This is a genomic window from Burkholderia sp. ZZQ-2, from assembly GCF_050768715.1.
GTDB lineage: Bacteria > Pseudomonadota > Gammaproteobacteria > Burkholderiales > Burkholderiaceae > Burkholderia > Burkholderia cepacia.
Map to the genome: position 1 here is coordinate 1 of NZ_LDVA01000342.1, position 24549 is coordinate 24549.

Consider the following 24549-nt stretch of genomic DNA (forward strand, 5'->3'; position numbering starts at 1 on the left):
AGCTCTGGAAAGGAGGTGATCCAGCCGCACCTTCCGATACGGCTACCTTGTTACGACTTCACCCCAGTCATGAATCCTACCGTGGTGACCGTCCTCCTTGCGGTTAGACTAGCCACTTCTGGTAAAACCCACTCCCATGGTGTGACGGGCGGTGTGTACAAGACCCGGGAACGTATTCACCGCGGCATGCTGATCCGCGATTACTAGCGATTCCAGCTTCATGCACTCGAGTTGCAGAGTGCAATCCGGACTACGATCGGTTTTCTGGGATTAGCTCCCCCTCGCGGGTTGGCAACCCTCTGTTCCGACCATTGTATGACGTGTGAAGCCCTACCCATAAGGGCCATGAGGACTTGACGTCATCCCCACCTTCCTCCGGTTTGTCACCGGCAGTCTCCTTAGAGTGCTCTTGCGTAGCAACTAAGGACAAGGGTTGCGCTCGTTGCGGGACTTAACCCAACATCTCACGACACGAGCTGACGACAGCCATGCAGCACCTGTGCGCCGGTTCTCTTTCGAGCACTCCCACCTCTCAGCAGGATTCCGACCATGTCAAGGGTAGGTAAGGTTTTTCGCGTTGCATCGAATTAATCCACATCATCCACCGCTTGTGCGGGTCCCCGTCAATTCCTTTGAGTTTTAATCTTGCGACCGTACTCCCCAGGCGGTCAACTTCACGCGTTAGCTACGTTACTAAGGAAATGAATCCCCAACAACTAGTTGACATCGTTTAGGGCGTGGACTACCAGGGTATCTAATCCTGTTTGCTCCCCACGCTTTCGTGCATGAGCGTCAGTATTGGCCCAGGGGGCTGCCTTCGCCATCGGTATTCCTCCACATCTCTACGCATTTCACTGCTACACGTGGAATTCTACCCCCCTCTGCCATACTCTAGCCTGCCAGTCACCAATGCAGTTCCCAGGTTGAGCCCGGGGATTTCACATCGGTCTTAGCAAACCGCCTGCGCACGCTTTACGCCCAGTAATTCCGATTAACGCTTGCACCCTACGTATTACCGCGGCTGCTGGCACGTAGTTAGCCGGTGCTTATTCTTCCGGTACCGTCATCCCCCGACTGTATTAGAGCCAAGGATTTCTTTCCGGACAAAAGTGCTTTACAACCCGAAGGCCTTCTTCACACACGCGGCATTGCTGGATCAGGCTTTCGCCCATTGTCCAAAATTCCCCACTGCTGCCTCCCGTAGGAGTCTGGGCCGTGTCTCAGTCCCAGTGTGGCTGGTCGTCCTCTCAGACCAGCTACTGATCGTCGCCTTGGTAGGCCTTTACCCCACCAACTAGCTAATCAGCCATCGGCCAACCCTATAGCGCGAGGCCCGAAGGTCCCCCGCTTTCATCCGTAGATCGTATGCGGTATTAATCCGGCTTTCGCCGGGCTATCCCCCACTACAGGACATGTTCCGATGTATTACTCACCCGTTCGCCACTCGCCACCAGGTGCAAGCACCCGTGCTGCCGTTCGACTTGCATGTGTAAGGCATGCCGCCAGCGTTCAATCTGAGCCAGGATCAAACTCTTCAGTTTAAACCTGTTACTGTTTTCGGTTCGGTTAAGAACCGGTCGCTCACTCAAAGCTGACAGGAATATGAATCACTTCATAAACCTGACTTACTTTAGTGTGAGACTCTTGATACTTTTGCTATCTGATCCGAAGATCAGCTCGCTTCCATCAAGCGCCCACACTTATCGGCTGTTAATTTTTAAAGAGCAATCTGCGAGGAACTTCGCGTTTCTCAGCAGCGCTGCGTTTTCAGCAGCAGAGAAGCGAGATTATTAACCGTTTTTTAAAACTCGTCAACAACTTTTTTAACTACTTCGTTGCGACGACTACGGTTTAATTTCGTATGTACTGGAGTTGCTAAAACCAACTTCAACAGCACCGCTTCCCTTCTTCCCCCGCGCTGCGTTTCCGTTAGCGCGAAAGAGGCGTGATTCTAAGCACCTGCCCCCGTCTCCGCAACCCCTTTCGTGAAATATTTTTGACATGCTATGCCGGGAGTAGCCGAGCCTACCCAGTGGTCATATATAAGCGGCACGGCAAGAGCAGCCCCGGTCGCCCGTGTACCGCCCCGCCGCCGCGAACTCAACCTTCCGTCAGTTACCGCCCCACCATCGCCCTCACCACACCGTCCCGCCGAATCAGTCCGTGATACAGCGCCGCCGCAAAGTGCGCAAGGAACGTCAGGAAGAACAGATAGGCCAGCACGCGATGCGCGACCCTCAGCCAGGCGAACGTCACCGGATCAGCCGACACCAGCGCCGGCAGCTGCACGCCGCCGCCCAACGTCACCGGATACCCGCCCGCCGACAACATCGCCCACCCGATCAGCGGCATCGCGACCATCAGCGCATACAGCACGAGATGCGATCCGTGCGCGGCCACCTTCTGCCACCACGGCAGATCCTCGGGTAACGCCGGCGGCTTCGACAACACCCGCACCACGATCCGCACGCACACCAGCACCAGCACGGCCACACCCAGCGGCTTGTGAATCGCCACCAGAACCTCATGCCGCCCGGAAACGGACGCCACCATCCCCACCCCGATGAACAGCATCGCGATGATCATCGCGGCCATCACCCAGTGCAGCACCCTCGCGGGCAAACCAAACGTCGCAGAAGTCTTCATCACCGTCCCTCCGAACTCAACCTGGCCACACCCGCCACACCGGCCTCTTCACTCGTCCTGCGCAGATACGAATCCGCATAAGCAGCCGAGCGCGCCGCCAGCAACGGATCCCCCGACACCTGGATCCCCTGCGGCAGCACCGTCGGGTCGTAATTCACATCCCGGCACGGCCCGCTGTCCTGCGCCTCCACGCGGTCGAGCACGAGCGTGCCCGCGTCGATCGTCGTGCGCTGCGCGGGCCAGACCTTCGTGGCGTCGTCCACCGGATCGCCGGGCTCCGCCAGCGTGACCAGCAGCTTCCACTTCTGCGCACCCGCCGCGATGCGCTGCGTCACGTCCTGCTGCAACACGTTCGGGTCCGCCGCCGTCGCGACGTCGCCGGCGCCGGCCGTCTGCTCCGGCACGACGCGCCACCGCACCGCCTGGCGCTTGCCGGCCGCGTCGACGAAGTAGAACGCGTTCAATCCGTAATAGCTTTCGGTGACGTAGCTCGCGCTCGGCTTCGCACCCTTCACCCATTGCAGGAACGCGCCCGCCTCCGGGTGCGCGCCGAAAAACGCCTTTACCTTCGCCGGGTCGGGCTTGCCCGTCTTCGGATCGGGCCGGGTCGCCATCAATTGCGCGTAGAACGCCTGCGGCGTCGCCACCGGAAACACGGGCATCGCGTTCATCCCGGTTCGCCATTGCTCGCCATCGGGCGCGGTGAGCTTCAGCGCGAGGCTGCGGATCGGCACGCTGCTGTCGGGCGCGTACGGGTTCCCGCCCGGCAACGCGAAGCGCCCGACCACCGGCGTGCGCACCGCCTTGAAGAACGGCGCGACCGAATATGCGCTCGCGGCGCCGTTGCCTTCGAAGTAACCGGTCACGCACACGCCCTTCGCGTGATTGCGCCGGAAGCCCGGGTGAATGCCGCCGCCGGCCGTCTGCAATGCGTCGACGATCCGGTGCGGGGTCAGACGCGCCGGCGCGAGCCATCCGCCGACATACCCGAACGCCACGGCCACGCCGGCCACCGCGCCGCCGATCGCGGCCCAGCGCCACCACCCGCGCCCGGGCTCGCGCTGCGGCGAAGAAGAGGAAGAAGATCGCTCCATGAATGTGCTCCCGACCATCAGGTCATTGTCGAACCCGCGTAGGACGCCACCCGCGCCGCTTTATTCCACGAAAATTTTTTTCCTATGCTGGTGGAATACGCGGCGCCCACCGGCGTCCTACGCTGCATCCCGACCCATTCGGCAACCGGCCCGGCCATGCCCTCTACCGCCCTCGACGACGATGTACTGCGCGAACTCATCCCCAGGCTGCGACGCTTCGCGCTCTGGCTCGCGCGCGACGTCCACGCGGCCGACGATCTCGTCCAGTCGACGCTCGAGCGCGCACTGTCGCGCTGGACGAGCCGCCGCGACGACGCGTCGCTGCGCAGCTGGCTCTTCACGATCCTGTACCGGCAGTTTCTCGACGGCAAACGCAGCGCGAAGCGCTACGCGTGGCTGCTCGGGCGCATCCGCGACGACGACGAAGCGCACTGGCCGTCCGCCGAACGCGAATTCGCGGCGCGCGCGACGCTCGAAGCGTTCGGCCGGCTCTCCGACGAACAGCGCAGCCTGCTGCTGCTCGTCGCGGTCGAGGGCTTCACCTATCAGGAAGTCGCCGACCTGCTCGAGGTGCCGATCGGCACCGTGATGTCGCGGCTCTCCCGCGCGCGCCAGGCGCTGCGCCAGCTCAGCGACGGCGAGCTTCCTGCTCCTTCTTTGCGATTGATGAAGAAATGAACACGCCTCCGAACGAACACGACCTCCAGGCCTACGTCGACGGCCAGCTCGACGACGATGCGCGCGCCGCGGTCGAGCGTTATCTCGCGCTGCATCCGGCGCGCGCGGAACAGGTGAAGCAATGGCAGCAGGATGCGCAGCGGTTGCGGGCCGCGCTGGAAAGCGTGCGGATGCCGGCGGATAACCTTGCGCTGGATCCTGCCGCCATTCGCGGCAGGCAGGCGGAGCGCACACGGATGCGGTTCGCGATCGCGGCTTCGTTCGTATTCTGCGTCGGGCTGGGGACATTCGGCGGATGGCAGGCGCGCGGATGGAACGCGGCGCCGCCCATCGCACCGATGAGCGATGCAGTCGAGGCTTACCGGATGATGGTGGTCGATCAGACGGCGAAGGTGGATTACCGGCCGACCGGTGCGGGCGATTTGCAGGGGTGGCTCACCCGGCGCGTCGGGGCATCGGCGCGGCTGCCGGATCTGAGCGCTGCGGGGTTCAGGCCGGTCGGTGGGCGGTTGTTCACGACGGACAGCGGGGCCACGGCTGCGATGGTGCTCTATGAAGACGAGGCCGGGCGGACGCTGAGCTTCTATCTGCGGCCGGCAGAATCGAAACATCGCCTGCTGCCGGCCGGGCAACGTGTGGATGGCGCGTTGCTCGCGCGGTACGGGTCGGTGAACGGGCTCAACTATGCGGTGGTCGGGCCGGCCGGGAGCCTCGCGGAGAAAGCGGTCGTGCAGGCGCTCGATCGGCAGACTTGAAGTAGCAGGATGCGCGCCCGGTTGGCGGTTGGGGGCGGCCGCCAGCGCGTTTTGTGTTTTGTGGCGCGGCCCCGCGGGCTTGAACGGGCGCACGCTCACCGCTCGCTTGCACAGTGTTTCGACTGACTTTCCCTGGCTGTTATTCACATCGAAGCCGCTCCGGTGCCCTCACCTTTGGGAATCACAGGGTTTCGAGTCGCTGCGGAGCAGGATGTCCACATCGATCACGGGTAAGCGATCCGGCTTCCAAGGAAGGCTACGATCCTGTCCGTCCAGGTAGAGTCGCCACCGAGACCTGGCTGCCGGCAAGCATCTTGTTCGCTCGACGTACGAACACCCAGTGCCAAACCCAGAGGAAAACTGCAACGCCACCGGCGATGGAGCCAAGGGTATCGGGTATCAACGAAACAACCTGCGCAAGACACCACCCGATGCCACTGATCCGGCCGAACGAGCGCAGACCCGACAGCGCCGGATTGATACGAGACTCCGCTTCCAGGGACTTCGCAACGTTGGAAATAATGAAGAAATCCTCGATGAAGTTGTACGGCAAGAGGAACATGAGCCAGACGCTGTCGGGTTTGGCCGCACGCGATCCTTGGTTGACCGATTTCAGGGTAGTCCTCAGGTCGCTCGCGTAGGCATAGACCAGAGCCAGGAAAACCGTGATGACGACGATGCCGCCGATTGTCCCAAGCCTCTCCATTTCGCCGAGAACGCCACCGTCTTCTGAAGGATGGATAAGGGGATAGGCGAGCCCAAAGGCAATGGGGAGGCTCAGCATGGCTTTGAGAATGATCCGCGCAGTTGCGCTCATGTGTATCCGATGGATAGGTGCGTTGTCACCGGCAGCATAGCGAACGATCATCCTCGCCGTGCGACTTTGTCCTGGTATATGCCGCCTTCTCTCGCGACGCCAGTCGAGTCGGTGTCTGAACCGCACCGGGAATCGTGGAGGCCGGTCAGCTTGATCGTGGTGACGCTACATGCTGATATCGTTCGGTTCGCTCACCTTGGGTCTGCACAGCGTTTCGAGTTGCGTGGATGCGTGATATCCACAACCCGGGAGGTGACGCAAACATCCTCACCACATTCGCGTACCCTCACCCGTTGAATGCACAGGATTTCGAGTGTCCTGGCTGCTCGATATCCACATGGCACTCGATCACGGCGGATCGCGCGAACATTCTCCCCATCACCTGCTCCATTCCGGAAAAACCCTGTCCAACAAGGCATTCGGGCTGATTCACACGGTCGAGTGCATGGCGCTCACCTGTCCGAGGCACAGCGATTCGACTGGTTGAGCGTGAAGGTTGTCCACATGCGGCACGTCGGCAAGCGCACGAACGTGATGCTCTTTCCCCCGCGCTCGCATCGTGGAGCCGGCATTTCTGCACTCAGTCGCGGGCTCACGTATCCGGATCGGCTTGTCACGGTCAGAATTCGCCGGGATCCGCCCTCCGCTTGCGATCCGAGCGCATGCTCACCTATTGCTCGCACAGCATTTCACGTCATTTGCGCCGCGGTTACCCACATACGAAGGCTGACCACCTTCACCGCCGCCCAGGTCACTTGGTCAGATGAACCTTGAGAATCTCGCCGGTCTCCGGGGAGATGACGTATCCCATCGACGTTCCGAGCGGACTCGCATTGCCGAGCCCGCGCATGCCGGGAGGCATCTTCGCCAGAAACGTCACGCCGATGACGTGGTCGTCCGGTTTCGGATCGACTGTCGCGGCACTTTCGTCCGTGATCCAGATCTCGAAGTTGCGCGGATCCTGCCCGGTTTGCGCGAAGTCGTCATAGGCGGCCTTCAGGCCGAGCAGCGTCGCGGTATTGAGCCGGACGGAACATCGATCGACCTCGCCGAAATTCAGCTTGCTCATGGCGTTCTCCGGATATCACGGGTTCGGGCTCGCCTGCGGCGCTTGCCGCGGCTCGAGGAAATACTGCGATTCGTCGGGAATGACGCCGTTCACGTAACGCCGGTCTTCCCATAACAATCGCCAGCACGTCGGGATGAACAATCCCGGGAATTCGTCCGTCAGGTGCGGCGCACGCGTGCCCCGAGTGAAGTAATTGAAGCAACCTCCATTACGCAAACCGGGCATGACGATCGGCACGAGGCCCGGCCGCCTCGACCATTTGACGACGACAGGCTCCCAGATGCCGTCGCAAGGCACTTTCCGGCCGGTCCAGATGACCGGGCCCACCGCTTCTGGAACCGCGGGCAGCTCCTCCGGAAACACCGGGTACGAAAGCGTGTGGAAGTTGCGCTCATGGGCATCCGGGGACAACAGCTGTCTTGCCGAGCGCAGACGCGCGAGGTTGCCGATTCGATCGTCCGAATCGAACGGCGCATACTCCATCTGGTATTCCGATGCGTGCAGCAGTCGGGCCAGCGCGTCGATCTTCGGCGGGTATGGGGCAATCTGCCCACCGCGATCCCAGTAATCGGGATTAGGGTAGAAATACGCGTCCAGAAGGCGGTATTGCCGGTACACGTGCTTGAACGGCCCACCGCTCCGCCAGCCAATCCGGTTCCCTCGAGCCAGCTCGGTCAGCCCTCGATCGTAAGCCGCGAGAATGTCGGCGATGATCGGAAAGTGCTTGTCATGAATGCCATCCGGATCGTCATCGGGCCACGTGTTCACTGCATGCTCGTACGCGTTCGCGAAGCGCTCGAATGCCTCGCGCTTGCGCGTCCAGAGCGACAGGCTCGTCAGGCGTTGCAGCAGCCAGAAAATCTTGCGCCGGGTAGCGTCGTCCGTCATGTCGTACTGCTCGATCGCAAACGGCGCCGGTTGCCTGCCCGTCATGCCCTCTCCTTTGCGTTCACGCCGGCGCAGCGTCATCGCCCAGGCCGCTGCGTTTCAACACCTCCCGCAGGCACACCGGACACACATACTCACCGGCGTCCCGCAGCCGCACGAACATGGCCGGGTCGTCGATCCGGAACGTCGAATCGACGATGTCGATATCCGGCCCGAGCACCTTGCGCAAAAAGGCTTCGTCGAACCAATACTTGGGCTCGTGCTTCACACGGGCATCGATCACCCGCACGACGTGACAATCACGGATTACATCGATCGTGAGAATCGCCGTTTCGATATCCGGCGACGACCGCGTCGGCCGGATCAGCCCGTGAAGTTCGCATCGCGCGAAATCGCTCGGCCACTTTGCATTCGCCGCGACGACGGACGTATCGAACGCCTGCTCTTTCGTCGTCGGTTGATGAGGCACCTCGCCGGAACGCACGAGCAGTTCGTCCAGACACGCCAGACAGACATAGGCGCGCAAGCGCTCCAATGCCGCGATCTTCGGAAATGCCCTCACGTGCGCGACCCGATCGACGAAGATCGCATCGACCTCGTGCTCGTCGAGCTCCGCGCGCAACATCCACATCTCCCGGCTGTATCTCGGCCGGTCGAGCGAGACCTTCACGAGTTCGCCGGGCACACACTGTGCGCGCAGCCTGATGCGTGCGTCCACACCCTTCGACGTTGTCGCCGTGGAAGCGCGTCCGTGTCGATGGCAAACGATCGGTCCCATTACTCACTCCAGTTGCGAGCGCCGCTTGCGTCGCCCTGTTCTTTCTTCGGTTTCGTCGCACCGTGGAAGACATCGAGCGATCGCACACCGCATTCATCGCGTTTCGATGACGCACTGTCTCGGCCCGCGCCAGGCGATCGCACATTCCCCGCGACGGGATTGCCGAGCGAAGCCCAATCGTGCCAGCCCATCGGCGACGGCGACCACCTCGGTCACGACAACCGCAACACGGCCGGCAATCTCCGTCACCAGCATTTCGTCGACAGGTGCCTTCATCGATCGCTTTGTCCTTCGTCGTTCGTCGCGCGCCAGTCAATCCACTCGACCGCGAGCGCGAGGAGTTCCGGCAAATTGCCCGGGCCGCCGTAGCCGGCGAATTCAGCGCTGGTCGCGCGCACGGATATCCAGTCCGACTCGTCGCGCTCGATCGACAGATCGATCACCTTGCCGGACGTCGCGCCGTCGAGCTTTACCTTCCATCCCGGATTGTCCAGCGTGACGACCTCGATGCCGTGCGCGTGTTCCCAGACGCCATCGCAACGCGATTCGTACCAGCGCTGCAGCGCAGTCAAAGAATCAATCATGTGCCTGTGCCTCTCGTCATCCGGTTCACACCGTTGCGAGCCATCCGACGATGTCTTCGATGTCTTGGCGAGACAGCTTTCCGACGCGATCGACAAACACCCCGTAGCCGAGATCGAACTTCACGTTGAATCGCTCGCCTTTGTAGCGGCAGCACAGGACGTCGGCTTCCGGGATCGACACGCGTTGCTCGAACACGATGTCGCCCGGATGTTGCTGCATTCGATGTACGACTGTGTCGATGTCGAGCGTGTCGAGCCTGGACAACGAAGAATCGGTCATGTGTCGTGAGCCTGTCCGCCGGGTCTTTGCATCCTCGATGCCGGCGATTCTACAGACATGACGGTTCGCACATCACCCACGCGCTTCACAGCTTCCCGATTCGTTCTTCTGTTCGCCGCACGCAGTGCATATCCCGGGCGGATCACAGTCGACGGACTGTGCTTATCCAAAGGTGTTAACAGGGTTCGTATATATACGTAGTGATAGTTAACAAGCGCTGTGCCTCACAGTGGATAACCTCCGTAACGCACTGAATTTTCAGCGCGAAGCGGGATGCATAACCATGGGTGTCGCACGTGAACAGCTCCGCGCAGCACAGAACAACTTTTCGTCGATTCACAGACTCGCCGACATATCCTCAATCGTTCCACTGTGAATCCAGAGGCTTGCCGGACGGTTATCCAGAGGGCAATGTGGATAACATCACCGCGCATCGACACGTTTTGCTGTGATGCGAAGCGGTGAAGGCGACGTGCCCGGCATCGCCAGGCACCGTCGATCGTTTGCCCCCGCACGCGCCGATTCAAAAAATTTTCACGAAAGGGCTTGTGCTCCTCAAAAACCCTCTCTATAATTCGCGGCTTCTTAGGCTCGTAGCTCAGTTGGTTAGAGCACCACCTTGACATGGTGGGGGTCGTTGGTTCGAATCCAATCGAGCCTACCAACGAACAAAATGAAGGGGTCCGGCAGCGCAAATTGCCTACAGGCAACGCGGCTCGCCAAACATACAAACGCCACGCGGCAACCTCGCGTGGCGTTTTTCTTTTTCCGGCCGAAACAACGCGAAACGACGCATATCGCCCCGATGCGTTGCGCGATCCACGGCATCGCATCTCCACCGACATCCTGGCCCGTGACGCTACGACCTGCGCTGCACGGCGGGTAGAATCGTGTGCGACCGAAGCGGCTGCTCCGTTCGATTTTCACCGCACCCGACCACATCAAAACAACAACGCGCGACCCGCGCGACTGAGAGCACCCGACCATGTCCGACGTCACGACCGCCGCATCGCTAGCGAGCAACGACGAAATCGCCGCTTATGTCGGCAAGAAGGCTGCCTGGTTCGAGCGGAAATGGACGATCGCCGCGTCGCGCAAGAACCGGCAGTCGTGGAACTGGGCAGCCTGTTTCCTGGGCCCGGTCTGGATGGCGTATCGATGCATGTACTGGCAGGCCGCGGCTGTCCTCGGCGCGTCGCTCGCGATCACGCTGGTCGAGCTGCTGTTCTTCCCGACATACTTCGAATCGAGCACGCTCGACCCGGTCACGATCGGGATCGCGGTTTCGCTCGGCTGGTACGGGAACGGCCTCTACAAGGCGCACGTCGAGCGCCGGATCGACAAGCTGCGCCCGAACGCGACGTCGCGCGAATCGTTTCTCGCGTTGCTGGAAGCGCAGGGCGGCACGAACTGGCTCGCGGCGACCGGTTTCGCGATCGCGACGCCGTTGCTCGGCTTCCTGATGATCGTGATCCGCAACGTCGTGGTCGGCACGTATTGATCGCACGAGTACGAGCGCGAGCACGAACCGGCGGCCGGTAAAGCAGGGCGGCAGGACGGTGAACAGCGCGCATCGCGGCCGTGCTTGCGCACGGCACCCGACGCGCAATCCCGCCGCCCTCAATGCAGGTGCTTCAACTTGTCAGGATTGCGCACGACATAGATCGCGACGATCTTTCCGTCCTCGATCTCGAGCGCCGTGGTCTGCAGCTCGCCATCGGATTCCAGCGTGACGAAACCCGGCAGCCCGTTGACGAACCCGGCACGCACGAGCTTCGATGCATGTGTCGCAAACAGCTCGGCCAGATACTCGTGCACCTTCATCACGCGTTCGAAGCCGAACACCGGCTTGCCCGCCGCCGAGCGCTTGCCGCCACCGTCCGAATGCAGGCTCACGTCCTCGGCGAGCATCGCGCCGAGCGTGCGCATGTCGCCGCTGCGTGACGCGGCAAAAAACGCTTCCGCCAATTCGATCCCGCGCTGTTTCTCGACATGAAAGCGCGGCCGCGCCTCGCGCACATGCGTGCGGGCCCGCGCGGCGAGCTGCCGGCACGCGGCCGGGTCGCGCTGGATCGTCGTGGCCACTTCGTCGAACTCGAGGCCGAACACGTCGTGCAGCAGGAACGCCGCGCGTTCGAGCGGCGAGAGCCGTTCGAGCGCGAGCAGCAGCGGCAGCGTGACGTCTTCCTGTTCGTCTTCCTCGACGACCGGCTCGGGCAGCCACGGGCCGATATAGGTCTCGCGCTGGTGCCGTGCGGACTTCAGCTGGTCGAGGCACATGCGCATCACCATGCGGCGCAGGAACGCCTCGGGCACGCGCACCTCGGTACGGTCGACGTCCATCCAGCGGATGAACGCTTCCTGCACCATGTCCTCGGCATCCGCGACGGAACCGAGCATCCGGTACGCAACGCGGATCAGCGTGCGACGCAGCGGGTCGAAGCTCGCCGCCGCGTCGGCCTGTGCTTCGGCGCTGCCCCTGGCCGGGTCGAGGGTCGCCATCAGGCCACCATCTTCGCGGCGGCGGCCTTCGCGTCGGCCGGGTCGATCCACAGCCCGAAGCCGACGGCGAGCCGGTTCCAGCCGTTGATCACGTTGATCATCAGCGTGAGCTTCACCTGTTCCTCCTGGCTGAAGTGGTCGTTCAGCGCCGCGTAGGCTGCTTCGTGTGCGGCGTGGCCCTCCGACAGCCGCGTGAGCGCTTCGGTCCAGCCGAGCGCCGCGCGTTCGCGGTCGGTGTAGCAGGGCGCTTCGCGCCACGCGGCAAGCAGATAGATGCGCTGCTCGGTCTCGCCTTGCTCGCGCGCCTCGGCCGTGTGCATGTTAATGCAGTTCGCGCACGCGTTGATCTGCGATGCGCGGATCTTGACGAGCTCGATCAGCGTCGGCTCGAGGCTCCCGGCAGCGGCGACCGATACGGTCATCCAGTTCTTCATCAGTGCGGGGGCGGCGGCAAACGGATTGAGTTTCGCAGTCATGGTCCTTCTCCTTTCGTGTGGGTTCCGGTGACATGACGAGCGAGCCCCCCGCGTGTGTGACATCGGCGAAAAATTTTTTCGAAGCGCGTTTGGCCGCGGACCCGGACGAAGGGCGGGGCGGTTCATCGTCGTGCCGGTCGCGGCGCACGCACACGTTCGTCAGACAAATCCGGGCATCTCGGGGCATTCACTCACGATCGCTGCGCGGATGTCATGGGGCGTCAGCAGCCCGCCTGCGCGGACCAGCGCGTCGCGCACGGCGTTTACGCCCGAACCGGCAGGCCTGCCCGGCGTGTCACGCGTGCGACACGCGCGCAGCCAACACTTTCATTTCTCTTTCGTTCGCGTTTCACTGGCATCCCGATTCGCAGCATTCACATTTCTGGACCATACTGTTCTGCACGGGCAGATGAAGTGACGCCGCATTCGCGGCCCGGCGCGCGCGCCGGCTGCCCGTCGACGCAGCAGCAGGTTGCACGTCAGCCGCGCGCATCATGCGCAAGGCTTTCCCTTTTCCGGCAACGCAACGCAGCGAATCGCGACGTGGACGGTAAACCGATGAGCCTCCTTGCATCACAGCTTCAGCGCCGTTACCAGGACGTGCGCACCCATAGCGTCGCGTTGACCGCGACGCTGTCCGCCGAAGACCAGGCCGTGCAGTCGATGCCCGACGCGAGTCCGACGAAATGGCATCTCGCGCATACGACCTGGTTCTTCGAAACCGTCGTGCTGATGCGCCGCGTGCCCGGCTACGCGCCGTTCGACGACGCATTCCAGTTCCTCTTCAATTCCTATTACGAAGCGCTCGGCCCGCGCCATCCGCGGCCGCAGCGCGGGCTGCTCACGCGCCCGTCGCTCGACGAGGTGCATGCGTACCGGCAATACGTCGACGACGCGATGCTGCGCGCGCTCGCCGGTGCCGATGCGGCGCTGCTCGATACGATCGCGCCCGAGATCGTGCTCGGCCTGCATCACGAGCAGCAGCACCAGGAACTGATCGTCACCGACATGCTGCACGCGTTCTCGTGCAACCCGCTGAAGCCGGCGTTCCGGCCGCGCAACGGGGCGGACGCGGACGCGATGGCCGCGGGCGATGCGGGCGCGCTGCACTGGCTTCACCAGCCGGGCGGGCTCGTCGAGATCGGCCACGACGGCGATGCGTTCTCGTTCGACAACGAACGGCCGCGTCATACGGCGCTCGTGCGGCCGTACGAGATCGCGAACCGCCTCGTGACGAACGCGGAGTTCGCGGCGTTCGTCGCCGACGGCGGCTACACCCGCCCCGAGTTCTGGCTGTCCGACGGCTGGGCCACGGTGCAGCGGGAAGGGTGGCAAGGGCCCGCGTACTGGCTGCCCGACGACGACGATGCGGCCGCCACGCGCGTCCGTCGCACGTTCGGCCTGCACGGCATCGAACCGCTCGCGCCCGACGCACCGGTGTGCCACGTGAGCTTCTACGAAGCGGCCGCGTACGCGGAATGGGCCGGCGCCCGCCTGCCGACCGAATTCGAATGGGAAGCCGCGTTCCCCGCCGAAGGCATCCGGCAGATGCTCGGGCACGTGTGGCAATGGACGCGTTCGTCCTACGAGCCGTACCCGGGCTTTCGGCCGCTCGCGGGCGTCGCGGCCGAATACAACGGCAAGTTCATGGTCGGCCAGCAGGTCCTGCGCGGCAGCAGCATCGCGACGCCGCCCGGGCACGAACGGCCGACGTACCGCAATTTCTTTCCGCCGGCCGCGCGCTGGCAATTCACGGGGGTGCGACTTGCGCGAGACGTCTGACCAGACGGCCACGAGCGGTGGCCAGCAACCCGCCCGCGATTCGCGGCCGAGCGCGTTCGAGCGCGACCTGATCGACGGACTGTCGCGCACGCCGCGCAGCATTCCGCCGAAATACTTCTACGATACGGCCGGCTCCGCGCTGTTCGATCGCATCTGCGAACTGCCGGAGTATTACCCGACCCGTACCGAGCTCGGCATCCTGCGCGATCGCGCGGCCGAGATCGTGCGGCGCGTCGGCCCGCATGCGGAACTCGTCGAATTCGGCGCCGGCTCGCTCGAGAAGATCCGCGTGCTGCTCGACGCGTTCGCGGGCAACTATGCGAACGCGCCGGCGCGCTACGTGCCGGTCGACATCTCGGCGGACTACCTGCATGGCGCGGCCGCGCGGCTGCGGTCGGCCTATCCGTGGCTCGACGTCGCGCCGATCGCCGCCGACTACACGAAGGCCGAGCAACTGGCCGCGCTGACCGCGACACCGGCGCGGCGCATCGGTTTCTTTCCGGGCTCGACGATCGGCAATTTCTCGCGGGACGAAGCCGACGCATTCCTGCGCGATGCCGCACGGCTGCTGCGCGGCGGCGGCCTGCTGGTCGGCGCCGATCTCGTGAAGGACGCGCGCACGCTGCACGACGCGTACAACGATGCGCAGGGCGTCACCGCGCAGTTCAACCTGAACCTGCTGGTGCGCGCGAACGCGGAGCTCGGCGCGGATTTCGACGTCGACGCGTTCTCGCATTGCGCGTTCTACGACAGCGAGCGGCAGCGCATCGAGATGCATCTCGTCAGCGATGTCGCGCAGACGGTGCACGTGCGCGGCCACACGTTCCGCTTCGAAGCCGGCGAGCGCATCCATACGGAGAATTCGCACAAGTTCACGATCGACGGCTTCCATGCGATCGCGCGCCGCGCGGGATTCGCGCCCGATACCGTGTGGACCGACGCGGACAACCTGTTCAGCGTGCACTGGCTGCGCAGCGTCGACGATATCCGCGCGTAACGCCTGCTGTTGCGAACCGCTCGCGCCGCGCGGTGCGGGCGGTTCGCGTCCCGCGCACGCCGGCGAGCTCGATCGAATCGCCCGGTTTCGTGCCGAAACGCCCTTTTTACCGGCCCGATGCATTGCCGCAACGGTGTTTCGAGTACGGCCTCTCCCTTGTCCCGCAAGGCTTTGCAGGCATCCGTAAACGTCCGTTACCTGTCTCGCATACCCGTTTCACCTGTGTCTGTGTCCGGTGCCTAGACTCCGAACCGTATTCACATGACGCACGACACGTGCAGGGAGTCGCGAGATGAGCAAGAAACTTATTCTCGGTGCAGTTCTCGGTGTAGCGGCGCTGGCAGCCTCGGGCGTCGCGTCGGCCCACGTCGACCTGTCGGTCGGCATCGGCGTGCCGGGCGTCTACGCGGCGCCGGCACCGGTCTACGTCGCGCCGCCGCCGCCTGTCATGTACGCGCCGGTCGGCTACCGCGATGACGGCTGGCGTGGCGATGGCTGGCGTCGGCGCGAATGGCGCGAACACGAATGGCGCCGCCGTGAATGGCGCGAGCACGAGTGGCGCGACCATGGCGGCTGGCGCGGCGGCCGCTGGGACTAAGCGGCCCGGCTGATCACCACGAGAGGAGAGTGACAACATGATGCCCATTCGTCACATCAGGCTGTGTGCCGCCGCCGCTGTCGTGGCGCTCGCAACGATCGGCAGCGCGCATGCGGCGGGCTGCATGAAGGGTGCGGTGGTCGGCGGGGTCGCCGGCCACTACGCGGGGCACCACGCGGTCGTCGGTGCGGTCGGCGGCTGTATCGTCGGCCACCACATGGCGAAGAAGCAGGCGCAGGAGCAGGCCGCGCAGCACAAGGCCGCCGCGCAGGGCATGCAGCCCACGCAGTAAGCACTTCACCACCGGGGCGGCGCCCACGCGCCGCCACCGCCTGCTTCGTTCCCCGTTCATGCAACACCCGGATTGATCCGACGAATGTGCACCGCGCGCACCGTTACGATCATTTACAACGTCGTGTGGCGCAAATTTGGCGCGTTCATAGAATGCAGTCACACGAACGCGCTCCAGGGAGCACAAGATGAAACAGCAACGATATCTGTCCGTATTGACGGCCGCGCTGCTCGCGCTCGGCTCGGTGTCCGCCTACGCGGCGGCCGGCGGCAATGGCGGTGGCAACGGTGGCGGTCATGGCGCAGGCGGCTCGGGCGGCAACGCGGGCGGCATGTCCGGCGGCCACATGAGCGGCCAGGCGCTGAGCAACTCGAACGGCATGCACGCGGGGGACCGCGACAAGGGCCTGTCGCGCGCAGCCGACCGCTCGGATACGATCGCCGATCGCGCCGGCGTGCAGCCGGGTCATGGTCACACGCATGGGCATGCGCATGGCCATGCCACGCATGCGTCGACATCCACGCATCGTTCGCATCACAACGCATTCGGCCGCACGCTGTAAGCGCGGCGCACGCATGCGGGAGAAGGGCGCTTCGGCGCCCTTTTTTCATCGAGGCAACGCATCGCCGCCGTCGCGCGGAAACGTCGTGCCGACCCGATTTGCAACCAGCCGTAACCGCGTCGTACTCGCGCAGGAACACGGATCGCCTTCACGCGGATGACGGAAGAGAAACCGGCGCGTGAAGAGGGCGCCGAGAGGGTGTCCGGCACGCTCACCAACGCAGAAAAAAGGGCGGCTCATCGCCGCCCTTCGTATCACCGCCCGGCGCCTGCCAGCGGCACCGCAGGTTCGAACAACGCATCGGCCAGCCTGACGCGCACGAAGCGCGCCGCGCCGTCGCCGTCCACCAGTGCACGGAAATGCGCTTCGCCGCACGCGAGCTTCGCACGCTCGTGCTCGCTCGGCACATGGCCGTCCGTATTCGGCGTATCGACGACGAAGTACAGCCGCTCGCCGCCGTCCTGCTCCGCGAGCACGGCCCAGTCCGGGTGATAGCTGCCGAGCGGTGTCTGCACGCGGAACCACGCGGGCAGCTTCGCGTACAGCTTCACGCCGTCGTGTGCCTCGAGCGCATCGGCGAACGCGCGCTCCGCGTCCGTCTCGCACACGACCGCTTCGTGGATCGACTTCTGCGCGTCGGGCCGCAGGTTGCGCAGGTAACCCGTCAGCGCCTCGCTTTCGAACGATTCGAGCGCATGCACATGGCGCTCGCCGAGCTTGCGATACGCGATGCCCGCGACGAGCGCGAGCCGCTTGCAGCGGTTGATCGCATCGGCCGCGACCGCGATGAACTGCTGCGGATTCACGCGAAAATCGTCGAGCCGGCCGCTGTCGGCCAGGATCGTCGCAAGCGAACGGCGCGTGAGCTGCGTGCGGTCCTGCAGCTCGGTGAGCAGGTCGGGCAGCGGCAGCTCGCCTTCGTCGAGCAGCACCGTGCCGGCGCCGGCCACCTCGATCGCCTCGATGCCGGCCTTGCCGATATCGATCTCGGCCTTGCGCCACTGCAGCCGGGCGCGCGCGATGTCCGGCGCGTCGTGCAGCGCGGCCGCGCAGTCGCGCACGAGCTTCGCGTTGTCGAACTCGACGCGGTACACGGTGCGATGACGGATGCGGTCCCACAACGCGCGGAAATCCTCGCCGAACACGACGGCCTTGCCCGACGCATCGCGCCGCAGCGCGATCGCACGGCGCTCGTCCGCGTTGCGCACGGCAAAACGGCCCGACAGCTTGCGCAGCGTCGCGACGATCGGCGCGCGCAGCATCTCGAACGCCTCGGGCAGCACCAGCGCGCTCTGGCGCAGCGCATCCTTCAGCCGGTCGAGCACCTTGCCCTGCGCATCGACGTAACCCTGCTCGTGCAGATGATTCCACAGCACGCGCGACAGCTCGATGCCGAGCGCATGCGCGGGCGCGTCGCCTTCCTGGACGGGCAGCGCCGCGAACTGGTGTTCCTCGACGATCCCGAAACGGATGCCCGTATCGGCCTCGATTTCCTTCTGCAGGTTCTCCGCGAACGACTCGTAGCGCTCGGTCGCGATCACGGTGAGCGTGTTTACGCCCGGGTCGCGCACGCGTTCGCCGTCCTGGTCGACGGCGAGGCGCAACCCGCGGCCGAGCGTCTGGCGGCGCTCGCGCTCGGTCTGGATGTCGCGCAGCGTGCAGATCTGGAACACGTTCGGGTTGTCCCAGCCTTCCTTCAGCGCCGAGTGCGAGAAGATGAACTTCAGCGGCGTGTCGAACGACAGCAGCGCTTCCTTCTCGCGCATGATCAGGCCGTACGCGCGTTCCGCGTTCTCGCGGGCCGCCGCGCTGCTTTCGCTCGTGTCGGTCCAGCCGCCCTTGCGGTCGATCGAGAAGTAGCCGTTGTGCGCACGCTCGACTTCGAGTGCGACGTCGACGCCGTCGAACAGCGCACGGTAGGCCGGCACGCGCGCCGCGCGCGCATATTCCTCTTCGAAGATCAGCGCGTAGTCGCCCTTCACGGGCACACCGTTCTCGTCGTAGCGGCGATAACGCTCGACCGAATCGACGAAGAACAGCGACAGCACCTTCACGCCGCGCTCCGCGAGGCGCAGTTCCTTGTCGAGATGCTCGCGGATCGTGCGGCGGATCATCTCGCGCTGCACGGCGAGCGTATCGATGTCGCCGAACGCCTCGCCGAGCGACAGGAACGCCTCGCCTTCCGGATGGCGCAGCTCGACGTACTCGGCGCCCTTCACCGCATGCACCTCGCCGATCCGCAGCCCCGCATACAGCGCGCGCCGGGTCAGGCGTTCGAGATCGTCGCCGTCGGTGGCCGTCACGATCTGGCGCTTCACGCCGGCCGCCGTCGCGACGTCGAGCTCGACGCGCGCGCTGATCGCGCCGCGCCGGTTCGACACGCCGACGAGCCGCACATACGGCTTGTTGTGCGCATCCTCGACGATCGCCGACGCGATCTCGATCTGCTTCACGAGCTTGCGTTCGTAAGCGTCGACCGCGTCGAGCCGGTACACCATGTGATGGCGATCGACGTGCGTGGCCGAATAGCGCAGCGTGCAGAGCGGCGCCATCGCGGCGAGCGCTTCGCGCCCGCGCCCCTCGAGCCCGCCGTCGACGCTTTGCGGCTCGTCGACGATCACGATCGGCCGCGTCGCACGGATCAGGTCGATCGGCTTCTCGCCGCCGGTCTTCTCGCTGTCCTTGTAGAGGTTGTTGATTTCCTTCTTGTTGATCGCGGCAACCGTCATCACCATGATCTGGATCGCCGCGCTCGCCGCGAAGTGGCGCACCTGGCCGAGCTTCGCGGAGTCGTACAGGAAGTAGTCGTACGGCACGCCCGCGTACAGCGCGCGGAAGTGATCCTCGGTGATGGAAAGCGTCTTGTGCACGCCTTCCTTGATCGCGATCGACGGCACGACGATCACGAACTTCGTGAAGCCGTAGCGGCGGTTGAGCTCGAAGATCGTGCGCAGGTACACGTAGGTCTTGCCGGTGCCGGTCTCCATCTCGACGGTGAAGTCGCGCGAGCCGGGCAGGCCGGACGGCGGCAGCCCGCCGCGCAGCTGCACGTCGGCGAGATTGCGCGCGAGCGCGTCGTCGGTCAGCGACAGCCGGTTGCCGACGCCCTGTTCCGACACCGCGAAGCCGAGCGAGCCTTGCGCGGCGGCCGTCGTGCCGGGCGCGGCGTTCGCGAGCACGCTGAAGTCGCCGCGATACGATTCCTGGCCGCGAAACAGGTCGCAGACGGCGTCGATCGCCTCGCGCTGGTAGTCGAGATCCGCTTCGAAATGCAGCCGCATCACAGGCTCCGCACGCGCTTCACGCCGTGCTGTTCGAGCAGCGCGGCGAGATTGAGCTTCGCAACGTCGTCGACGAAGCCGTTGTCGCGGAACAGGCACGTGACGTCGTGCGTCGTGCCGGTCGCGTCGAGCAGGTCGACGATGCCGTCGGCGAGCGGGCCCGCGTCGTCGCGCGTGATGCGCGCATCGAAGCACGCGACGATCGCGCGGCCGATCAGGTGCACGGTCTTGCCCGCCACCTGGTGATGCTCGACCGGCGTGCACAGGTCGAGGCCAAGCTTCAGCGTCAGTTCGGCGAGCAGGTCGTCTTCGGTGCGGCCGGTCTTCACGTGCTCGACGGATGCGAAGAGCGCGTGATCGAAGTCGTCGCGGCGCGGATCCCACTCGATCACGTTGGTCGTGTCGAGCCGGTACACGCGGAAACCGAGGTCGCCATAGCTTTCCGGGTAATCGCGCGCGACCTGCTGCGCGGCGCGGCGCAGGCGTTCCTTGGTGATTTCGGCGAGCGTCAGCGGCTTTTTCAGCTTCGCGCAGAAATCGGCGGCCGCCAGCTGCGTCTTGTCGCGGCGGTCGAGCGCCTCGGGCAACTGCACGAGGATGTAACGGCGCGCGCCGCCGTCGGTCGCGTTCACCTGCATCACCGCGTGGCCGGTCGAGCCGGAGCCCGCGAAGCAGTCGAGCACGATGTCGTCGCCGCGCGTGCACCAGCCGATCACGGCCGCCGCGAAATCGACCGGCTTCGGCAGGTCGAACGGGATGCCGAGCGTCTTCAGGAGCGCGTCGTCGGAGCCGGCGAACGGCAGCACCGACGGCACGTTCTCGTACATGTTCTCGTCGAGGTAGTAGATCCGCTGCGGCTGCGTGGTTTCATCCGCGCCGAACTCGATCTGGCCGCGCTCGATCAGCGCCTGCATCGTCGCGGGCGGGTTGCGCCAGCCGCGCGCCGGCATCGCGCACGGCTTGCCGGTGACCGGGTGGATCAGCGGCGTGAAATACTCTTCGGGCGCCTTCTTCTTGTTCGGCCAGGCCATCGACACGAGACGGTACACGCGCCCGTCGGCCGACAGCCGGTCGTACATCACCTCGCCGCCCGACAGGTTGGTCTGCGCCTTCATCCACGCGCGGTACGCCTTTTGCGCGTCCTTCGCGTTGCCGCTGCGGTACACAGCGTCGTGCGCGGCGTCGAGCATGCGCTGCGCATTGCGCTTCGGGCGCTTGAGCGGGGCCCGTTCGAGCAGCGTCTCGGCATTGCGCGCGAACAGCACCAGCGATTCGTGCTGGTACGCGACGCCGCGTGCGTCGCCCTTCGGGTTGCGCTTGTCCCACACGGCGACGCCCAGTTCGTTCTCCTCGCCGAAGATCTCGCGCAGCATCAGCACCAGCGCGTGCACTTCGTGCTCGTCGATGTGCACCGCGATCAGCCCTTCGTCGGACAGCAGCGCGTGCGCGAGCTTCAGCCGCGGATACATCATGTTCAGCCAGTCGGTGTGGAACCGGCCGTTCGCCTCGGTGTTGGTGCTGCGCTTCACGCCGCCCTGGGTCTGCCCCGTCATCGCCAGGTAGTGGCGGATGCTGTCGCTGAAGTCGTCCGGATAGACGAAATCGCTGCCGGTGTTGTACGGCGGGTCGATGTAGACGAGCTTCACCTTGCCGGCGTAACTCTTGTGCAGCAGCTTCATCACGTCGAGGTTGTCGCCCTCGATCACGAGATGGCGCGTGTCGTCCCATGCGACGCTGTCGTCGGGGCAGGGCCGCAGCGTGCCGGTCGACGGCGTGAGCGCGGCCTGGCGCGCGCTGCGCTTGCCATGCCAGTGGAAGCCGTAGCGTTCTTCGGCGTCGCCGACCGTGCGATCGCCGACCAGCGCCTTCAGCACGTCGATGTCGACCGACGCGCCGCCGGGGCCTTCGGTCACGAGTTCGGGGAACAGCGCCTTCAGGCGCGCGACGTTGTCGGCGGTGAAATCGGTCGACATCGCCTGCGGGCTGGCCGCATCGAGTTTCTGCATCGTCTTTTCCATCGGAGCCCGGCCGCGCGCGCCAGGACGTCGGGCGCGCTCACGGCACCGGCGGCAATGGCCACCCGGGCAAACCCGAAACGCTATCGAGTCGACCGGCCGAGGTCAAGCGCCGATGTGGGCCGAGCGTGCGCGCATCGGCCGCGATCGCCCGCCCCACGGGCCGCAAGCGGCTTCGGGCCGGTTGTCGCACGGGCGGCCGGCGGCCGTTGTCCGGGCACCCCGGAGCGCCGCGGAAAGGACGAAAAAAAGGGCACGGTCGGCGCGAAGCGCCGGCGTGCCCGTATGGAGACATCCCGGAGGGAGGGAAAGGCGGGATACCGCAAGCCCCGCCCGGATGGCCGGCCCGCAGGTCAGAAACGCGTGCGGATGCCCGACGTCAGTTCGAGCTGGTTCTTCGCGCCGAACGTCGACGACACCGTGTAGCCGCCGTGCAGCTTCATGTAGTCGCCGGCCAGGTACACCTCGGTGCGCTTGCTCAGGTGATAGAACACCGACCCGTAGATCGTCTCCTTGAAGCCGTTGGCGACGCCGTTGGTCAGGCTGAACGCGCCGAGGTTCGCGTTCGGCGTGAAGCCGTCGGCGTTGTTCGCGGCGTTCTTGATGCGCATCTGCTGGTAGCCGAGCTCGTAGTCGAGCGCGCCCTTCGGCGCGATCTTCATCGACACCGTCCACGAATCGTCGTGACGCTGGCCGAGCGGGCCCTGGTCGCCGTTGTAGCGGAAGTAGCCGGCGTTCAGGCGCACGATGTCGAACGTGTAGTTGCCGCCGACCGAGAACGTCTGGTTCCTGAAGCCGTTGTGGTTCACGTGGTTGTAGAAGCCCGACACGTTGAACGGGCCGCCGTTGTAGCCGAGCGCGGCCTGATACGCGGAGCCGGTCGCGAACGAGGTCGAGTTGCTGAACTGGTAGCCGGCGCTCGCGAAGATGCCGTTGCTGAACAGCTTCTTCCACGCGACGCCGTTGTTGTAGCGCGTGCCGGTCGGGCCGGCCGCGTAGAAGATCATCTGCTTGAAGTTGTTCGAGTTGGTCCAGCCGCCTTCCTCGGTCGACAGCCTCGCGGAGCCGTACGCATCGCCGTAGATCGCCGCCGAGTCGCGCGCGATCGTGTTCTGGAAGCCGGCCGTCAGCTTGCCGAAGCGCTCGTCCTCGACGCCCACCCATGCGTCGCGGTCGAAGATCTGGCCTTCGTCTTCCATCTGGCCGTTCGCGACCACGAATTCGCTTTCGAGGCGGAAGATGATCTTCGTGCCGCCGCCGATGTCTTCGGCGCCGCGCAGGCCCCAGCGGCTGCCGCTGAACCACGGCTCGCCTTCGTTGCCCATCCCGATCACATGCTTGCCGTTCGCGTCGGCGTGGGTCCGGTAGGTCGGAAAGCTCAGGTCCATCAGGCCGTAGAGCTGCACGCTCGACTGCGCTTGCGCGTGGGTACCGGCGCACAGGCCTGCCGCCGCGATGGAAAGGGCAAGGGTTTTTCGTTTCAAGATCGTCTCCTCCGAGCTGCCGCATTGAAATCTGTTCGTTGGCAGTACGCAATGTATGCCGGATGTTGACGGCCACAGCGAGGGGGCCGACATCTAGCATCGTAGAGGGGGCAATCCTTCACGCCGCTTTCCCGGACTCGGGAATCGGATCGGTGAAAACACCGAACGCGCAACGATCACGGCGCGGGCAGGCGTGCGCAAGCGGGCCTGCCGGGTGTCCGGCTGGCCTGGCCAACCTTTCGTGCTACGAATCGACGTCCGGTGCGGCGGGTGCGTGCCCGTCAGTCGTGCGCGCTCTTCATGCGCAGGATGTAACCCAGCCCGCGCAGCGTGATGATCTCGGCCGTGCTGCCCGCGAGATGCTTGCGCAGCCGGTGAATATAGATGTCGATCGCGTCGGCGCTCGGCTCGTCGTCGAGCGCGAACACGCTGTCCATCAGCCGCGCCTTCGATACCGTCTTGTTCTGCTGCAGCATCAGCGTCTCGAGGATCGCGTGCTCGCGGCGGCGCAGCGTGAGCACCGTTTCGCCGCAGCGGAATTCGCGCGTGCCGAATGCATAGACGAGATCGCCGCACACGAGCTGCGTCGTGCCGACGCCGGCCTGCCGGCGGATCAGCGCGCGAATCCGTGCGACCAGTTCGCGCGATTCGAACGGCTTCACGACGTAGTCGTCGGCGCCTGCGCCGAAACAGTCGACCTTGTCGTCGACCGAGCCGTGCGCGGTCAGCATCAGCACCGGCACGTTGTCGTTGCGGCGGCGCAGCCGCGCGAGCACTTCCTTGCCGCTGATGCCCGGCAGGCGCATGTCGAGCAGCACCGCGTCGTAGCGTTCGGTCTTCAGCACCGTGTCGGCGCGCTCGCCGTCGCCGACGGAATCGACCGCGAAGTCCTCGCCGCGCAGCAGGTTCACGATCCAGTGCGCGAGTTCGGCGTTGTCTTCGACCAGCAGGAGTTTCATGGCGACTTCTCT

General features: G+C 64.7%; 24 protein-coding genes, 1 tRNA gene and 1 rRNA gene. 10 read left to right on the top strand and 16 right to left on the bottom strand.

Annotation, left to right across the window (positions count from 1 at the left end):
• Window positions 1–8 precede the first annotated feature (8 nt).
• The 3 genes from ABY44_RS32525 to ABY44_RS32535 all read right to left on the bottom strand — a co-directional run bounded on the left by ABY44_RS32525 (window position 9) and on the right by ABY44_RS32535 (window position 3740).
• Window positions 9–1541: ribosomal RNA gene (locus tag ABY44_RS32525) — 16S ribosomal RNA — on the bottom strand.
• Between the two features lie 574 nt (window positions 1542–2115).
• Window positions 2116–2646: a cytochrome b gene (locus ABY44_RS32530; RefSeq protein ID WP_175757937.1), complete on the bottom strand. Its 531-nt coding sequence runs from the start codon at window positions 2644–2646 to the stop codon at window positions 2116–2118.
• Window positions 2646–3740: a catalase family peroxidase gene (locus ABY44_RS32535; RefSeq protein ID WP_059694508.1), complete on the bottom strand. Its 1095-nt coding sequence runs from the start codon at window positions 3738–3740 to the stop codon at window positions 2646–2648. Before ABY44_RS32535 ends, ABY44_RS32530 begins: the two co-directional genes overlap by 1 nt.
• Before the next feature lie 156 nt (window positions 3741–3896).
• Here ABY44_RS32535 and ABY44_RS32540 point away from each other — a divergent pair, with 156 nt between their 5' ends.
• Window positions 3897–4418 (top strand): sigma-70 family RNA polymerase sigma factor, encoded by a 522-nt coding sequence (locus ABY44_RS32540; RefSeq protein ID WP_027788777.1) that lies wholly within the window; start codon window positions 3897–3899, stop codon window positions 4416–4418.
• A complete protein-coding gene (locus tag ABY44_RS32545) occupies window positions 4415–5173 on the top strand; it encodes an anti-sigma factor family protein (protein ID WP_060174923.1) in 759 nt (252 codons plus the stop codon). Before ABY44_RS32540 ends, ABY44_RS32545 begins: the two co-directional genes overlap by 4 nt.
• Before the next feature lie 256 nt (window positions 5174–5429).
• Here ABY44_RS32545 and ABY44_RS32550 read toward each other — a convergent pair whose 3' ends face one another.
• On the bottom strand, window positions 5430–5990 hold the full coding sequence (locus ABY44_RS32550; RefSeq protein WP_060174924.1) for a hypothetical protein: 561 nt from the start codon (window positions 5988–5990) through the stop codon (window positions 5430–5432).
• A 313-nt stretch (window positions 5991–6303) separates the two neighbouring features.
• Between ABY44_RS32550 and ABY44_RS32555 the strand changes: the two genes are divergently transcribed.
• On the top strand, window positions 6304–6477 hold the full coding sequence (locus ABY44_RS32555) for a hypothetical protein (RefSeq protein WP_155638026.1): 174 nt from the start codon (window positions 6304–6306) through the stop codon (window positions 6475–6477).
• A gap of 264 nt (window positions 6478–6741) precedes the next feature.
• Here ABY44_RS32555 and ABY44_RS32560 read toward each other — a convergent pair whose 3' ends face one another.
• The 6 genes from ABY44_RS32560 to ABY44_RS32585 all read right to left on the bottom strand — a co-directional run bounded on the left by ABY44_RS32560 (window position 6742) and on the right by ABY44_RS32585 (window position 9589).
• The gene (locus ABY44_RS32560; RefSeq protein WP_060174925.1) at window positions 6742–7059 is read right to left on the bottom strand and encodes a hypothetical protein; all 318 of its coding nucleotides are present in this window, start codon (window positions 7057–7059) and stop codon (window positions 6742–6744) included.
• A gap of 15 nt (window positions 7060–7074) precedes the next feature.
• A complete protein-coding gene (locus ABY44_RS32565) occupies window positions 7075–7992 on the bottom strand; it encodes an Imm72 family immunity protein (protein WP_060174926.1) in 918 nt (305 codons plus the stop codon).
• Window positions 7993–8008: 16 nt separating this feature from the next.
• Window positions 8009–8725: a hypothetical protein gene (locus ABY44_RS32570; RefSeq protein WP_124533432.1), complete on the bottom strand. Its 717-nt coding sequence runs from the start codon at window positions 8723–8725 to the stop codon at window positions 8009–8011.
• A gap of 93 nt (window positions 8726–8818) precedes the next feature.
• Window positions 8819–9001, bottom strand: coding sequence for a hypothetical protein (locus tag ABY44_RS32575; protein WP_060174928.1), 183 nt, complete (start codon window positions 8999–9001; stop codon window positions 8819–8821).
• The gene (locus ABY44_RS32580; protein WP_063809894.1) at window positions 8998–9309 is read right to left on the bottom strand and encodes an immunity 53 family protein; all 312 of its coding nucleotides are present in this window, start codon (window positions 9307–9309) and stop codon (window positions 8998–9000) included. The genes ABY44_RS32575 and ABY44_RS32580 overlap by 4 nt, the downstream gene beginning before the upstream one ends.
• Before the next feature lie 25 nt (window positions 9310–9334).
• Window positions 9335–9589 carry a hypothetical protein gene (locus ABY44_RS32585; RefSeq protein ID WP_060174930.1) on the bottom strand — a complete coding sequence of 85 codons (255 nt, stop codon included), beginning with the start codon at window positions 9587–9589 and terminating at the stop codon, window positions 9335–9337.
• A gap of 587 nt (window positions 9590–10176) precedes the next feature.
• Here ABY44_RS32585 and ABY44_RS32590 point away from each other — a divergent pair.
• Window positions 10177–10253: transfer RNA gene (locus ABY44_RS32590), tRNA-Val, on the top strand.
• Between the two features lie 321 nt (window positions 10254–10574).
• On the top strand, window positions 10575–11090 hold the full coding sequence (locus ABY44_RS32595) for a DUF2628 domain-containing protein (RefSeq protein ID WP_060174931.1): 516 nt from the start codon (window positions 10575–10577) through the stop codon (window positions 11088–11090).
• 119 nt (window positions 11091–11209) lie between these two features.
• Here ABY44_RS32595 and ABY44_RS32600 read toward each other — a convergent pair whose 3' ends face one another.
• Window positions 11210–12091 (bottom strand): sigma-70 family RNA polymerase sigma factor, encoded by an 882-nt coding sequence (locus ABY44_RS32600; protein WP_027788770.1) that lies wholly within the window; start codon window positions 12089–12091, stop codon window positions 11210–11212.
• The gene (locus ABY44_RS32605; RefSeq protein ID WP_060084386.1) at window positions 12091–12567 is read right to left on the bottom strand and encodes a carboxymuconolactone decarboxylase family protein; all 477 of its coding nucleotides are present in this window, start codon (window positions 12565–12567) and stop codon (window positions 12091–12093) included. Before ABY44_RS32605 ends, ABY44_RS32600 begins: the two co-directional genes overlap by 1 nt.
• A 558-nt stretch (window positions 12568–13125) precedes the next feature.
• Here ABY44_RS32605 and egtB point away from each other — a divergent pair.
• The 5 genes from egtB (at window position 13126) to ABY44_RS32630 (ending at window position 16798) form a co-directional block, all read left to right on the top strand.
• The gene (gene egtB, locus ABY44_RS32610) at window positions 13126–14349 is read left to right on the top strand and encodes an ergothioneine biosynthesis protein EgtB (protein WP_060174932.1); all 1224 of its coding nucleotides are present in this window, start codon (window positions 13126–13128) and stop codon (window positions 14347–14349) included.
• Window positions 14333–15346 carry an L-histidine N(alpha)-methyltransferase gene (egtD, locus tag ABY44_RS32615; protein WP_060174933.1) on the top strand — a complete coding sequence of 338 codons (1014 nt, stop codon included), beginning with the start codon at window positions 14333–14335 and terminating at the stop codon, window positions 15344–15346. The genes egtB and egtD overlap by 17 nt, the downstream gene beginning before the upstream one ends.
• 292 nt (window positions 15347–15638) lie before the next feature.
• Window positions 15639–15944, top strand: a complete 306-nt coding sequence (locus tag ABY44_RS32620) for a hypothetical protein (protein WP_060174934.1) — start codon at window positions 15639–15641, stop codon at window positions 15942–15944.
• A 37-nt stretch (window positions 15945–15981) separates the two neighbouring features.
• Window positions 15982–16236: a hypothetical protein gene (locus ABY44_RS32625; RefSeq protein WP_059687937.1), complete on the top strand. Its 255-nt coding sequence runs from the start codon at window positions 15982–15984 to the stop codon at window positions 16234–16236.
• A gap of 187 nt (window positions 16237–16423) precedes the next feature.
• Window positions 16424–16798 (top strand): hypothetical protein, encoded by a 375-nt coding sequence (locus tag ABY44_RS32630; RefSeq protein ID WP_060174935.1) that lies wholly within the window; start codon window positions 16424–16426, stop codon window positions 16796–16798.
• 254 nt (window positions 16799–17052) lie between these two features.
• Here ABY44_RS32630 and ABY44_RS32635 read toward each other — a convergent pair whose 3' ends face one another.
• From ABY44_RS32635 to ABY44_RS32650, 4 genes are all read right to left on the bottom strand, one after another.
• Complete coding sequence (locus ABY44_RS32635) at window positions 17053–20079, bottom strand: type III restriction-modification system endonuclease (RefSeq protein ID WP_060174936.1); 3027 nt, start codon at window positions 20077–20079, stop codon at window positions 17053–17055.
• On the bottom strand, window positions 20079–22097 hold the full coding sequence (locus ABY44_RS32640) for a site-specific DNA-methyltransferase (RefSeq protein ID WP_060174937.1): 2019 nt from the start codon (window positions 22095–22097) through the stop codon (window positions 20079–20081). The genes ABY44_RS32635 and ABY44_RS32640 overlap by 1 nt, the downstream gene beginning before the upstream one ends.
• 350 nt (window positions 22098–22447) lie before the next feature.
• Window positions 22448–23578 (bottom strand): porin, encoded by a 1131-nt coding sequence (locus ABY44_RS32645; RefSeq protein ID WP_060174938.1) that lies wholly within the window; start codon window positions 23576–23578, stop codon window positions 22448–22450.
• A 281-nt stretch (window positions 23579–23859) separates the two neighbouring features.
• Window positions 23860–24537 (bottom strand): response regulator, encoded by a 678-nt coding sequence (locus ABY44_RS32650; protein ID WP_060174939.1) that lies wholly within the window; start codon window positions 24535–24537, stop codon window positions 23860–23862.
• Between the last annotated feature and the right edge of the window lie 12 nt (window positions 24538–24549).

Coding starts and splice junctions, on each gene's coding strand:
- ABY44_RS32530 (WP_175757937.1), bottom strand. CDS start 2,646: ATGAAGACTTCTGCGACGTTTGGTTTGCCCGCGAGGGTGCTGCACTGG.
- ABY44_RS32535 (WP_059694508.1), bottom strand. CDS start 3,740: ATGGAGCGATCTTCTTCCTCTTCTTCGCCGCAGCGCGAGCCCGGGCGC.
- ABY44_RS32540 (WP_027788777.1), top strand. CDS start 3,897: ATGCCCTCTACCGCCCTCGACGACGATGTACTGCGCGAACTCATCCCC.
- ABY44_RS32545 (WP_060174923.1), top strand. CDS start 4,415: ATGAACACGCCTCCGAACGAACACGACCTCCAGGCCTACGTCGACGGC.
- ABY44_RS32550 (WP_060174924.1), bottom strand. CDS start 5,990: ATGAGCGCAACTGCGCGGATCATTCTCAAAGCCATGCTGAGCCTCCCC.
- ABY44_RS32560 (WP_060174925.1), bottom strand. CDS start 7,059: ATGAGCAAGCTGAATTTCGGCGAGGTCGATCGATGTTCCGTCCGGCTC.
- ABY44_RS32565 (WP_060174926.1), bottom strand. CDS start 7,992: ATGACGGGCAGGCAACCGGCGCCGTTTGCGATCGAGCAGTACGACATG.
- ABY44_RS32570 (WP_124533432.1), bottom strand. CDS start 8,725: ATGGGACCGATCGTTTGCCATCGACACGGACGCGCTTCCACGGCGACA.
- ABY44_RS32575 (WP_060174928.1), bottom strand. CDS start 9,001: ATGAAGGCACCTGTCGACGAAATGCTGGTGACGGAGATTGCCGGCCGT.
- ABY44_RS32580 (WP_063809894.1), bottom strand. CDS start 9,309: ATGATTGATTCTTTGACTGCGCTGCAGCGCTGGTACGAATCGCGTTGC.
- ABY44_RS32585 (WP_060174930.1), bottom strand. CDS start 9,589: ATGACCGATTCTTCGTTGTCCAGGCTCGACACGCTCGACATCGACACA.
- ABY44_RS32595 (WP_060174931.1), top strand. CDS start 10,575: ATGTCCGACGTCACGACCGCCGCATCGCTAGCGAGCAACGACGAAATC.
- ABY44_RS32600 (WP_027788770.1), bottom strand. CDS start 12,091: ATGGCGACCCTCGACCCGGCCAGGGGCAGCGCCGAAGCACAGGCCGAC.
- ABY44_RS32605 (WP_060084386.1), bottom strand. CDS start 12,567: ATGACTGCGAAACTCAATCCGTTTGCCGCCGCCCCCGCACTGATGAAG.
- egtB (WP_060174932.1), top strand. CDS start 13,126: ATGAGCCTCCTTGCATCACAGCTTCAGCGCCGTTACCAGGACGTGCGC.
- ABY44_RS32620 (WP_060174934.1), top strand. CDS start 15,639: ATGAGCAAGAAACTTATTCTCGGTGCAGTTCTCGGTGTAGCGGCGCTG.
- ABY44_RS32625 (WP_059687937.1), top strand. CDS start 15,982: ATGATGCCCATTCGTCACATCAGGCTGTGTGCCGCCGCCGCTGTCGTG.
- ABY44_RS32630 (WP_060174935.1), top strand. CDS start 16,424: ATGAAACAGCAACGATATCTGTCCGTATTGACGGCCGCGCTGCTCGCG.
- ABY44_RS32635 (WP_060174936.1), bottom strand. CDS start 20,079: ATGCGGCTGCATTTCGAAGCGGATCTCGACTACCAGCGCGAGGCGATC.
- ABY44_RS32640 (WP_060174937.1), bottom strand. CDS start 22,097: ATGGAAAAGACGATGCAGAAACTCGATGCGGCCAGCCCGCAGGCGATG.
- ABY44_RS32650 (WP_060174939.1), bottom strand. CDS start 24,537: ATGAAACTCCTGCTGGTCGAAGACAACGCCGAACTCGCGCACTGGATC.